The organism is Microbulbifer maximicatervae (SeqCode) (assembly GCF_052467305.1).
In genome coordinates, this window is the sequence record NZ_CP174306.1 from 4,101,820 (window position 1) to 4,114,683 (window position 12,864).

The 12,864-nt window shown below is 47.7% G+C and carries 9 protein-coding genes; 5 read left to right on the forward strand and 4 right to left on the reverse strand.

Features of this window, described 5'->3' with window-relative positions:
• Nucleotides 1-125 precede the first annotated feature (125 nt).
• Together ACJJI4_RS17920 and pstS are read left to right on the forward strand one after the other, a co-directional pair.
• Entirely contained in the window at nucleotides 126-2,054 is a 1,929-nt protein-coding gene (locus ACJJI4_RS17920; RefSeq protein WP_444926000.1) for a PhoX family protein, read from the forward strand.
• Nucleotides 2,055-2,165: 111 nt separating this feature from the next.
• A complete protein-coding gene (pstS, locus tag ACJJI4_RS17925; RefSeq protein WP_444926001.1) occupies nucleotides 2,166-3,248 on the forward strand; it encodes a phosphate ABC transporter substrate-binding protein PstS in 1,083 nt (360 codons plus the stop codon).
• Between the two features lies 1 nt (nucleotide 3,249).
• On the opposite strand, the gene ACJJI4_RS17930 is transcribed toward pstS, so the two are convergent.
• Nucleotides 3,250-5,112 carry a sensor domain-containing diguanylate cyclase gene (locus tag ACJJI4_RS17930; protein WP_444926002.1) on the reverse strand — a complete coding sequence of 621 codons (1,863 nt, stop codon included), beginning with the start codon at nucleotides 5,110-5,112 and terminating at the stop codon, nucleotides 3,250-3,252.
• 923 nt (nucleotides 5,113-6,035) lie between these two features.
• On the opposite strand from ACJJI4_RS17930, the gene ACJJI4_RS17935 reads away from it, so the two are divergent.
• A complete protein-coding gene (locus ACJJI4_RS17935) occupies nucleotides 6,036-6,395 on the forward strand; it encodes a putative quinol monooxygenase (protein WP_444907182.1) in 360 nt (119 codons plus the stop codon).
• A 128-nt stretch (nucleotides 6,396-6,523) separates the two neighbouring features.
• On the opposite strand, the gene ACJJI4_RS17940 is transcribed toward ACJJI4_RS17935, so the two are convergent.
• Together ACJJI4_RS17940 and ACJJI4_RS17945 are read right to left on the reverse strand one after the other, a co-directional pair.
• Nucleotides 6,524-7,258 carry a sulfite exporter TauE/SafE family protein gene (locus tag ACJJI4_RS17940; RefSeq protein WP_444926003.1) on the reverse strand — a complete coding sequence of 245 codons (735 nt, stop codon included), beginning with the start codon at nucleotides 7,256-7,258 and terminating at the stop codon, nucleotides 6,524-6,526.
• Nucleotides 7,259-7,407: 149 nt separating this feature from the next.
• Nucleotides 7,408-8,016, reverse strand: a complete 609-nt coding sequence (locus ACJJI4_RS17945; protein WP_282931144.1) for a MarC family protein — start codon at nucleotides 8,014-8,016, stop codon at nucleotides 7,408-7,410.
• A 156-nt stretch (nucleotides 8,017-8,172) separates the two neighbouring features.
• Between ACJJI4_RS17945 and aceK the strand changes: the two genes are divergently transcribed.
• Nucleotides 8,173-9,927 (forward strand): bifunctional isocitrate dehydrogenase kinase/phosphatase, encoded by a 1,755-nt coding sequence (gene aceK, locus ACJJI4_RS17950; protein ID WP_444926004.1) that lies wholly within the window; start codon nucleotides 8,173-8,175, stop codon nucleotides 9,925-9,927.
• A gap of 56 nt (nucleotides 9,928-9,983) precedes the next feature.
• Entirely contained in the window at nucleotides 9,984-10,493 is a 510-nt protein-coding gene (locus tag ACJJI4_RS17955; protein WP_444926005.1) for a hypothetical protein, read from the forward strand.
• A 100-nt stretch (nucleotides 10,494-10,593) separates the two neighbouring features.
• Here the strand turns inward: ACJJI4_RS17955 and ppk1 are convergent, their stop codons facing one another.
• A complete protein-coding gene (gene ppk1 / locus ACJJI4_RS17960; protein WP_444926006.1) occupies nucleotides 10,594-12,645 on the reverse strand; it encodes a polyphosphate kinase 1 in 2,052 nt (683 codons plus the stop codon).
• Nucleotides 12,646-12,864 lie beyond the last annotated feature (219 nt).

Below are 12,864 nucleotides of genomic sequence, written 5' to 3' on the forward strand. Positions count from 1 at the left end.
CAATTAGTACTGCGACGATAGATGTAAGCCCTGCTATTTACACAGATATCAATCGCCTTAAAAAGAACCATCAAGGCAATTAACAGTAAAAAGCGTCATATACTGAAGCCAAATATGGAGCAGTCATGAACGAAAGCCCCAAAAACCCAGCACGCCGGTCTCTTTTTAAATTCTTGGGTGGTGTAACCGCCACCGGTGCTGTAAGCAGCTTACTACCCGGCTGTAGTGAAAGTGAAAGTGAAAAGCCCACACACAACTCCCTCACCTTTAAAGAAATTCCCCATGGCCTGGATTACCAACACCATCTACCAGAGGGTTATAAATCCACGGTTCTGCTGAGGTGGGGAGACCCTTTAAATAGAGAGGAAACATCTTTTCAGCCTGAAGAACTTAGCGCCAGTAGCCAGGAACAGCGATTCGGTTACAACAACGATTTTATTGCTTTTATGCCCTTGGCAGCGGGGACCAGTTCCACCCAGGGGTACCTGCATATACAAAGTAAAAATAGTGATCGCGGGCTTTTATGTGTCAACCACGAATACACCCAGCCCCATCTAATGTTCCCCGGTTATAACGATGAATACAGTGCCACCCGGGGAGTGAGTGCCGAGCATGTGGCCATTGAACAGGCCGCCTGCGGACACTCCATCGTGGAAATTCGAAGAAGTAAACAGGGCTGGAAGGTAATGGCTGACAGTCCCTATAACCGGCGGATAACTTCTACGACGCCAATGGAAATCACCGGTCCCGCCGCAGGCGACGAACGTTTGAAAACCCGCCAAGATCCCAGCGGAACCCAGGTCCTCGGCACCATAGGTAACTGTGCAGGAGGGAAAACCCCATGGGGAACCGTATTAATTGCCGAAGAGGGGTTTGGCGGCGCTTTTCAGGGAGACCCCAAAAAGCTCGAAGATTCCCGGGAGATCGAAAACCATCAACTTTTTGGTATAAAACCGGAAAATCGCAACTGGGGTGACCACGACCGCCGATTTGATATTCAGGTAGAACCCCATGAGCCCAATCGATTCGGTTGGATGGTGGAGTTTGACCCCTATAACCCCCAATCAAAACCGCGTAAGCTGACCAGTTTGGGGCGTTTTGAGCACGAAGGCTTTACCCTGGTCTGTAAACCGGGACAACCGATCGTTGCTTACGGCGGCGATGATGATGAACATCAATTTGTCTATCGCTATGTATCCCAAGATAACTATCAGCCCGAAGATCCCGATACAAACCGAAAGCTACTCGTTAATGGCACGCTCTATGCCGCGCGCTTTGCCGACGATGGCAGTGGCGAATGGCTGCCGCTGATATATGGCCAGGGCTCACTGACCGCAGAGAATGGTTTTCGCAATCAAGCAGATGTAATGATTGATGCGCGCCGCGCAGCCGCGCTATTGGGAGCCACGCCAATGGATCGGCCGGAGGACGTGGAGACTAACCCCCACAATGATTGCACCTATGTAATGCTGACCAAAAACAAGAAGCGCAGCGATACCGATGCCGCCAACCCCCGCGCACGCAATACTGCCGGCCATGTATTGGAATTAGCGCCTCCCGGGGAGAAGGGAAACCGCAACCACACCAGCGCACAATTTCAGTGGCAGCAATTTCTACTTGGTGGAAACCCCAATGCTGAAAACCCCGCTGAAAGGGGCGCCTATGGACAGCAGTCCCCTTACGATATCTCTGAGCACGGCTGGTTTGCCAATCCCGATAACGTCGCTTTCGACCCCAGGGGCAATATGTGGATTGCTACCGATGGCTGTGAGCGCTTTGGGTTCCACGATGGACTTTGGGCAATGGCTACTGAGGGGCCTTTGCGGGCGGCACCCAAGCATTTTTTTGGCTGCCCGCAAGGGGCTGAAGTGTGCGGGCCGGAATTTACTCCCGACGGAAAAACCCTGTTTATTGCCGTGCAACATCCGGCCGATTCACGCAACTCCACTTATGACCACCCCCTGCACCGCTGGCCAGATAATAACCCCCTGTTACCACCTCGGCCATCGGTACTGGCCATTTACCGTGAGGACGACCAAATAGTCGGTAGCTAGGCGATTGATATGACAAACCAGGGACCCTGCTAAAATTTTAATCTAAAGCAGTTTTTGGCCTCTCACCCCGCCTATAGGCAGGTTGTCAGAGGCCTATAAGCCGAGGTCCCTATGATATCGAGGTGTGCAACCCTTTTACGCCGCCTTACCGCTGTGCTGGCAATCGCCAGTTTTATCCTTGCCGCCACACCGGGAACTGCCCAGGTACCAGAAAATCCTGTAAATCTCCGGGGCAGCGGCGCCAGTTTCCCCTACCCAATCTATGTCGAGTGGTTTCGGCAGTTCACCCATCGGGAAAACAATATATTTATTTTCTACGAGATGAGCAGTAGCGGTGACGGCATCAGGGACTTTCTCGGTCATACAGTTGATTTTGCCGCCTCAGATGCCGCTATTGATATCGATGAGTTACGCAACCTAAAAGGTGGTGGCGTGGTACTGCCGGTTACTGCAGGGGAAGTCGTACTGGTGTTTAACCTTCCCGGGATCGACAAGCTAAAACTGTCCAGGGAAGCTTATGTGGGGATTTTCCTCGGAGAAATAACCCACTGGGATGACCCCAAGATCGCGGCTGCAAACCCCGATATCAAGTTGCCCAGAGATGAGATTACCGTTGTCACCCGCTCTGAAAGTTCGGGGACCTCATATATCTTTTCTGGGCATATGAGTAGCGTGAGCCAGGATTTCCGCGAAAAAATTGGTTTGGACAGAACACCCAGTTGGCCAAAGTTGCCCAGATTTAAAAGAGCACCGGGCAATCAAGGCGTAGCCGCTAAGGTTCGCAAGAAAGTTGGGGCCATTGGCTATGTCGAGCACGGGTTTGCCCAACTGGTAAACCTGCCTGTGGCTTTACTGGAAAACCGAGCGGGCAATTATATTGCTGCCGGACCCAAGAGCGGAGCAGAGGCACTATCAGAGGTTGAATTTCCAAAAGCATCACTGCCAATTAGTGGTGCTCCCAACCTTATCGCCTGGATCTGGGACCCCAAGGGAGAAACCGCCTATCCCATTACCAGCTTTTCCTGGCTGTTGCTCTACGCAGACCAGGATGATCAAAAAGCACAAGCATTGCGGCAAATGCTGGTCTTTATGTTGAGCAACGCATCCCAAAGCCAGGCCGGAAGCTTGGGCCTGGTGCCCCTTCCGGAGAATATACGTCAAAAAGTACTCAATGCGGTTACCTACGTACGCTAATTTACGTAGCTTCAGCGCACTCCACAATACGATTACGTCCAGCGCGTTTGGCCTGATACAACGCAGAGTCTGCCCGTCGCATTAGCTCCAGGATATCTTCTCGCCCCTGAAGACGGGCGATACCAATACTTGCGGTAAACTGGGCTTGCCCAACTGCACTTTTAATCACGATTTTAGCGATATCCCGGTGTATACGATTGGCAACCTTCATAGCTCCTTCGACATTGGAGCTGAGTACTAGCGCAAATTCCTCACCGCCAATGCGTCCGAAGATATCCACATCCCGCACGTGTTGAGAAATTACTCGGGCAGTCGCACAGAGTGCCTGATCGCCGATTAAGTGGCCATGAATATCATTAACAGATTTAAAATTGTCGATATCCAGCATTAATACACACAATGGCATTTGGTTATTAATTGCCACAGCCACCAGATTACTGGCCTCTTCGAAAAAGCAGCGGCGATTAAAAATACCTGTTAGCGGGTCTGTGCGCGCCTCCTCTTCAGCCTTGGCTTTAGCGTACTCCAATTCCTGTGTGCGAAGTTTTACCTGTTGCTCCAGCTCGGTTCTCGAGGCTTCCAGGTGTAGTAGATACCTTTTTTCTGCAGTCTCTTTTTGTTGCCTTAAACGTTTTACCAGTAATCCGATAGCTATCATTATTGCCAACATCTCAACAAAAGAGGCAACCGGGGGCCAATAATAATTAATTGGATTGTGCACCACATAACCGAGATCCCTCATCGCCTGCACCAAAAGCCCCAACACCAAAACGCTCCAGGCTAAAGCAAAAACGGCCGCAGAAGTATCCCCCTGTCGCCAACGCACCAATGCGACAACAACAACGCCAGGATAGAAAAACAGAGCAAGCATCATGGAAATGTGCGCCAGAGCTTCCCATTGCAAAACAACGCAAATAACCAGGAATAAACCATTGAGTAAAATTAATTTTAAAAAGTAATCCAGTCTTGGGGTGTACTTTTTCGTTTCAAGAAAGTATCGGGCAAAAAGAATTCCGGTCAGAATCGCCACAGCACTACTAATCGATTGATAGCGCCAATCAAATTGCTCTTGGAGCAAATATTGGTGGGTATATCCCAGTAAAGATCCCCACACCCAAATTTTCGTTACGGAATATAACGAGTATAGATACAGGATATCCTTACGCGCAGTAATAGCACCAATCAGCGCAAGAATGGCCATCAAAAAATAACCACCAAAAAGAAATGACGTTAAAATGGCCTCAGCCTTACTCCTCTCTTCAAGTTGTTCAGGTCGCCAAATGCGCATACTGGGAAAGGCAACACCTAAAACTCCAACATCAAATTTAACCATCATTTCCTTTGATGCGAAGGGGGGGATTTCCAATGGGAAAGCAAAGCGATGATGCTTGATTTTTCGACTGGAAAAAGGCTGATTCGCAGACAGACTTGCCAGCTCCGTATAAGGTTGACTGCCGCCCTGAACCCTAGAAAAGGCCGTCAGCCCATCGAGCTGGTTATCCACATATTCAATTGAGACATAAACTGTTTCACTACTGGAGTTTTTTAATATGAAGTGAGACCAGAAGGCTCCGGATTTAAGTCCGGTAGATCCGGCAGTTCCCAGGGGAAGAAAAAGTTTATTTTTATAAGCTTTTTCAGCTTCAACAATGTTTCCAAACCCCGATGGATCATGCCAAATTGCATTTAGGCCACTCGGTTTACTTCCTCCCTCCAACGAGGTGACATCCACAACCGTATGGGGGTAGCTGGGCATAGAAAGAAGTATGACAAACATCAGAAATGCACAACAAACAAAACGGTAGTGCCATTTAGGGCCACCCTTTTGAGTCCACAGTTCAAATTCACCAATTGTTTTTTTCATTCTTACTATGTAGATGCGCAACAATTTCCGTCTTCACAAAGACCAATTCAGTCATAATGGATACTGACTTCCAAAGTGAATTGATGATTTTTGTTGTATTTCAGAGAAATAGCTTCCATACAAGAAAGTCATCAATTCATACTTACATAAAATAGCTATATATGAACTCTATAAGTCCGCGCCTGTACAAAAAATACACTAGCAAGGACTTTAAATTATCAGGTACAACTTTTTTCTACTCCCCCTATTTGGCAGATTCACTCTTCATTTATCAAGCGCTTAAGTAATGTGTTTTATGCCTTTTAGCTTGAAATAAGGGTACACAGGCTGTTACGCCGTCTTACACCTTGGGACTAAGCCTTAAAATCAGGTATTAATTAGGAGAGGCAAGGAATACAAAATCTTAAATACGCCAAAGAGAAAATTCCTGTTAACGATTACATTTGACTACCCACATCAAATTTAAATATTGTCCCTAGAACGCTAAATTTAGAAATTGTTGCTGATCCGGGGATCTCATCGTTGTTTACCATTCAGTACATACGGAAAATATGCCACTCTTAGATATTAAGGAGCCTCTAAATAGCAGCTGAATACAATTGGGCTTATCTCACAACACAAGCATTGAACCCTCCCTTAGGCCAAACAATGAACCATTAGTCATTCGTGAGGCAGGTTTCTGATACAAGGAGCCCGGTGAAGTTCAGTGCAACTGGAGAGCTATCAAATAGCTAGCCTTACCAAACTAGACGCCACGATGTCGTCTACAATATCTAGGACCATCTCTTGATCTTCTTCCTGAGTAGAGCAGTTACTCCCCCTCTGGTATTTAGCGACAGGTTGCTTATCAGTCATGCTCCCAGGACCTAAATTGTTGCTCTACCACTTATGTCAAAGCCTCTTAAACCGTATTGGAGATACTTATGTTTAATAATGTTGGCTGGCTTGTGGAGGCGAAAATAAAGAACGGACAGGAGCAGGCCTTTAAGTCAATTGTTGATGAAATGGTAGAGATAACCTCGCAGCAAGAAGCGGGGACATTGAATTATCAGTACTATATTTCTGATAGTGGAGAAATTATTGTATACGAGCATTTCAAGGATGTAAGTGCCGCGCATAAACATGTGGATACCTGGGAGAATTATTCAGAGCGCTGGCTCAAGACGGCAGAACCCACTCGCGTCGTCTATTTAGGCGATCTTCCCAAGGATCTTCAGGCACGCCATGCAGGCCTAACCCCCCAGCAGTATCACACCTATGCAGGATTCGAACGCAGCCATTAATAAACTGGATATAAAAAATTATACTAATTCTTATGATGATAGTATTGTAATTAGGGGAGCGAATTTTAATTCTTTACTTACCAAACGGCTAGTTCTAGCAATAAATTATAAATACTATCCCTATAAATCTAAGCTATGTCATAAAGCGCTTTTATCACTAATACCAAGCCACACAAAAACATCACCATTAGAGTGTATTTCCTAAATTTTTTAAAGCTGACCTGATTCAATCTCCTTTTAGCGAGGGTTACACCAATAATCCCCCCAAGCCCAGCCGCCACACCATAGATTGCCAACTCTAGGGATACTGCCGAGAATGTAATATAGGTTCCCAGCTTTACAAGCTGCATTAACAGCCCATTAAAGGCCTTAGTGGCTATCAGGGATTCTTTCTCGAGGCCATAGTTCAGCAAGAAAGGGTTCTTAAGGGGACCCATTGCCCCAATAAGACCGGAAGCAAAAGCGGTCACCAATCCCAGAGGTAAAAAATAGGGAAGTGACATGGGAAAAGATCTTTCCCTATGGCCAAAGCGATACTGAAGTATCGTGGACATTAAAAAAAGCCCAACCACTATTTGTATCCACTCTGGGGACATCTGTGTATAGGAATATGCACCTAGCAATGCCCCGACTAAGCTTCCCGGGGTAAGCCAGCGTACTACCCGCCAATCAATATAGGACCAAAAAATCAGGGCCCGGTAGGGTGAAGCCAGGCACTTGGCAATGGTTACCGTTGGTGCAACCAGGTGTGGGCCAACGATAAAGCTAATCACTGGAACAAGGAGCAGTGCCCCGCCCCCGGCCGCAAGCGTACTGATATACCAAATCAAGACGCCAAAAATCAGCAGCAATAGCTCTATCATTTTACCGCTTCAGAAGTCACCAAAATCACAATGAATAAAGTAGAAATTCAGGCTTGGGCGCAATTCCAACACTAACCGGCAATCCAATACTCTCTTCACTAGAAGAAACGCAGCCTTAGCTCAACCAGTACAAAACCAAATGCCAGTAGTTAAATTGAAAAGAACTGCTGAATCCCGACAAGTACATTGGTTGTTGCTACGGAGGCCAGGATCAGCCCCATAACGCGACTTACGATACTGGCCCCGGCATCACCAATAAATCGATATATCCAGTTGGCAGTTAGCAGCAGCAATATCACTATCGCCAATACAGCTATCATGGCAGATGCTGTACTCAGCTGATGAACCACATCAAATCGATGGTTATCTGTGAGTACCACAGCCGCGAGCATGGCTCCGGGTGAGGCAATGGAGGGCACCGCAAGAGGGAAAATCGCTGTCTCATGCCCCTCACGGATGATTTCTATCTCCTGCTCTGGCTTGCTCTCACCAAATATCATGGTTAAGGCAAACAGGAACAGGACGACGCCTCCAGCTACCTGAAATGCAGAAAGGGGCACGCCAATCGCCTCGAGGAAGAATTGCCCTGCGACCAAAAAGAACAACAAGATCCCGGTTGCGACGAGTACTGCCAGCCAGGCTATCCTGCGCTTTTGCCACTCTGCATGTCGTGAAGTGACTGCGATAAACACTGGCAGAGTACCCACCGGGTCAATCACAGCAAAGAAAAAGACAAAGCTACTGATCCAATCGTTCAATTGGGACTCCGACGTGCCGTGCTACTATCCGCTTAATTAGAGCCCCAGGCAGTATGGGCAGGACCGGAGCGAGGTGTGCTTAGGGGGTCCAACGCCGTTATCTACGGTAACTGCTGGCGCAAGCGTAACTTGTAACTTAGAAAAAAAGTCTAGTGCATGACGAATCACTCACCGACCGCCCGACGCATCGCTAAAACCATCCTCAATGGTTTTGACGCCTATTTCGCAGACTATCAGAACATCACTTTGGGCGCCAAGGCCCGCTTTGAAACCGCCTCCTGGCAGGCGTCACACGAGGCCAATAAAGCCCGGATCGATCTGTACAAAACCAAGGTCACCCAAGTGGTGGACCTGGTCCATTCGGTAACCAGCAAGGACACCAGCCAGCTGGAGCTGTGGCGTGATGCCCGCGCCACTTATGCACAGCTGATTGCCAATCACAGCAATTATGAGATCGCCGAGACCTTTTTTAACTCGGTGTTTTGCAGCCAGTTTCACCACACCAACATTCACGACAGCAATATCTTCGTCAAGCCGTCCCGAGCACCGGAAGACAAACCGCTACGGGATTACAGCATCTATATCAGTTACAGCGGCCGCCACGGCCTCGAGTGTATGGTCGAAGATATTCTCAAGGATTTCAGCTTCTCCACGCCCTGGGAGAATATGGAGCGCGACATTGCCCATATCTGCGAATCCCTGCGCAGCGCCCCCCTGGCCAATGTGGACAACGAGAAACACTTGCGGGTGGATATGCTGGAGTCGGTTTTCTACCGTAACAAAGCAGCCTATCTGGTGGGGCGCATTATCCTGAACGGCGAAGTTATCCCCATGATCCTGCCCTGCCTAAACAACGGGCGCGGCGGTATTTTTGTGGACACCCTTATCTATAATAACGACTCCGCCAGTATCATTTTCAGTTTTACCCGTTCCTACTTTATGGTGGATGCGCCAATCCCCTCCCGCTTTGTGCGCTTCCTGTCCACTATTATGCCGCTCAAGGAGAAGTCTGAGCTTTACAACTCTATCGGCTTCCACAAACACGGTAAGACCGAGTTCTACCGCCATATCCTCGCCCATATGAAGGTCAGTAACGACAAGTTTGTTATTGCACCGGGCATTAAAGGGATGGTGATGAGTGTATTCACATTGCCCTCCTACCCGGTGGTATTTAAAGTCATTAAAGATGAATTCGACCAGCCGAAAACTGTCACCGAGAAGATCGTAAAAGAAAAGTACAAGTTCGTATCCCGCTCTGACCGGGTCGGCCGTATGGCTGACACCCAGGAGTATTCTTACTTTATTTTCTACCGCAATCGCTTCAGTGAAGAGCTGATCAAAGAACTGCAGGAAGTGGCACCATCAAAACTGATCATTGATGAGAAGCGGGTCATCATCAAACACCTGTATGTAGAGCGGCGTATGGAACCGCTTAACCTCTACCTGCAACACGCCAATGAAGAGCAAACCAAGGAGGCCATGGAAGAGTACGGCAATGCCATCAAACAGCTGGCAGCCGCAAATATCTTCCCCGGCGACATGTTGCTGAAAAACTTTGGGGTTACCCGTCACGGGCGGGTAGTATTCTACGATTACGATGAACTCTGCCCATTGACGGAATGTAACTTCCGCAAGATTCCCGAAGCTCATACCTCTGAGCAGGAGCTGGCCGACAAGCCCTGGTATACCGTCGCAGAAGCCGACGTCTTCCCAGAAGAATTCCGCCTGTTCTTCTCTGGCAATCCCACCGCGCGCGCTGCATTCGAAAAGCTGCACGGCGATTTATACAACTATCGCTTCTGGAAACTCTTACAAGATCGTATTCGCGCCGGACATGTGGAGAGTGCTTTCCCCTATCGACGCAAGTGGCGTTTCCCGCGCCGTTCCCATAACCGTGCACAACAAAAGTAGACGACCAATCTATGACTATATTGGTAGGAGGACTTTTCCAAGGGAGCGGATAATCCGTGCATATTTTTCGCTGGGCTCTAGTTGCCGCAACTTTTTCCCTGCTGACGACCAGCGGTTGCGGCTATTTCCCCAGCGAGATGTCCATTCCCGGTAAGCTTCCGCCGGCAAAGCGCCCACCACCTTACGCACGAATCACAGGAAAACCCCACGTAGTTAGCTGCGCAACCCCCGCCCGGGGGTTTCCAACCCTGTCCTTTGATGAAGTGTTTACTTTTACCGAAAATCCGCGACAACCATTCGTAGAGTCATACGGCCTCCCCCAACAGTTCGACGTGATTGCCTATGTCTGGGGCGCGGAAAGGTGTACGCCAGCAGCCTTCTGTAACTATGGAGATTATTACCAGCTGCTGGGACGCGGACCCAGAGGCGACTTTGCGACCTGGATCTCAACACCACAATATCCCCGTATTACGATTCAATCCCCCTGCGGCCAGCGGCTGAAGGTGGGCCAGGGATATCGTTTTTCATTTAGTGATGGACAACTGGTGGGATTTAGCCCCAACTGAAAAAAGAGTTGCCACTAGCGTGATAGACCGTATTTGAGACATGCGGTGAAGACACCCGGTTAGGCCTCTTGGGCACCGTACAATTTCCCTTCTGCCTTTTTTAGTACCTCTGGGAATGCTTCTTCAAGTAGCGGTAAATAGCGTCCTGGGCCCGACAGCCCCTACTCCCTTCATTAGCCAATCTGGTATTGGTTTGACCGGCATCAATTAAGCGGGCCTTCTGATTATCATGCCACTGTAATTCCATGATCTTCTTAATGGTTCGGAGGTGTCGAGAATTGGTTACCGGATAAGTGACTTCAATCCGCTGATCCAGACAGCGGTTTTTCAGGTTCGCAGAGGACATCCACATCAGTTCATCGCCACCATTATGAAACACATAAATCCTTGCGTGCTCCAGAAACTTATCGACCAAACTGATCACCTTAATATTGTCGGATAATCCAGGGGTATCGCATACCAAAGAGCACTCACCGCGAACGAGTAATCGAATCTCTACTCCCGCAGCGCTCGCCCGATAAAGGTGGGCAATCAGTTTGCTGTCTATCAGGCTGTTGCACTTAAAGAATATGCCAGCTTTACGCCCAGCGAGAGCCGCCTCTATTTCCCGATTTATGGCCTGCTCAAAGGAACTTCTCAATGAGAAAGGAGAGACAATAATATGCTTGAAAACCTGTTTTGTATTGGGGAATCGCATAAATTCAAACAAGTTATAGATGTCGCGACCCACTCCCTGATCATTAGTCAATACACTGAAATCACAGTAGACACGGGCAGTACTCTCATTAAAATTCCCTGTTCCCAGCTGGGTATAAAAGCGATTCTTTCCCTGCTCACGGCGAACTACAGAAATTAACTTCGCATGAACCTCCATTTCAGGAACGCCGTAAACAACCAACACTCCCGCTTCTATTAATTTACGGGACCAATAAATATTGGCTTTTTCATCAAAACTCGCCCGCAATTCAACAACCGCAATTACTTTTTTATTATTTCTAGCCGCATTAATTAACGCCGCGATTACCCTTGAGTTTTTCGCCATTCGATACAAGGTAATACGTATCTCTTTTACCTGCGGGTCAATAGAGGCCGAAGCAAGGAAATTTGTTATCGCCCAAAAATCATGGTACGGATAACAGAACAATCCATCATCGTCTTGCAATTGGTCAAAAATATTTTCACTGGTGGATAAAGACAAGAGCGGTGCCGGCCTTCTATACCGACAACTTTTGGAGTCCGGGGCAAAGCCCATAAGATCTTTGGAGTTGTGATAACGCCCACCAGGGGTATAACTATCCCTGGACCCCATCTTCAGCTTTTTCTTAATCAGCTCCAACAGTGTATTAGGCATTTCCATGTCGTAAGCAAGACGTACCGGCTCTGCACGCTTACGCTGTTTGAGTGACCGTTCAACACGTTCGAGAATATCCCGGTTGACATACTCTCCCAGCTCAATATCTGCATCCCGACTTATCTTGAACATATATGCCTTGGCAGAAAGAATAGGCAGGACATTGCGGAAGACTTCTTCCAGGCACACTCGAATAATATTATCCAGAACGATGTAAACTTTCTCTTTCCTGCCTTGGCGCGATGGGATTTCCAGGAAGCGGGGAAGAATAGCAGTGGGAATCTCCATAACTGCATATCTGCTTGGCTCCCCTTTTAAATTCAAAGTGATAGCGAAATAGATATTGTTGTCACTCAGCAATGGCATTGCTGATCTGCCATCGATAAAAAAAGGCTCTAACTCCGGTAAAACCAGGCTATGGAAATAATTTTTTACAAATCCCAACTGATGGCTATTTAAGCTATCTTCTCGAACAAGATAAATACTATGTTTTTTCAACCCCGATAACACTTTGACATAAGCTTCGGCATAGCGCTTTTCAAGTGTCAAAATACGATCATTAATAGTTTTCAATAGCTGGGAAAAGTGCTCCCTCTGCCCCACACCAGAATCAATACTCGCCAACCTCCGTACACCAGCCACCTTAATGCGGAAAAACTCATCCATATTCTGGGAAAAAATTCCGAGAAAGTGTACCCGTTCGATAGCTGGGACTGTTTCATCCTCGGCTTCCTGTAGTACTCGTTCATTAAAAGATAGCCAGCTTAATTCGCTGGGAAATAGAGGAATATCATTCAGCATAGATAGAGCACTTCACCAACGCTTCTACTATTGATCAACAAAATCCAGATATCAGCCTCCCCAAATCCGCCCTACTGGTACAGAGCTTAAAATCTGGCTAACTATAAAATAATAGAACAAGGTGACAGCGTATTTTTGGATTCACTCCTTGTGATATCGGCTCTAAAACCTACAGTAGAGTTTCTTTCCTGGCAGCGGGGTCAATAAATAAAAGAAAGA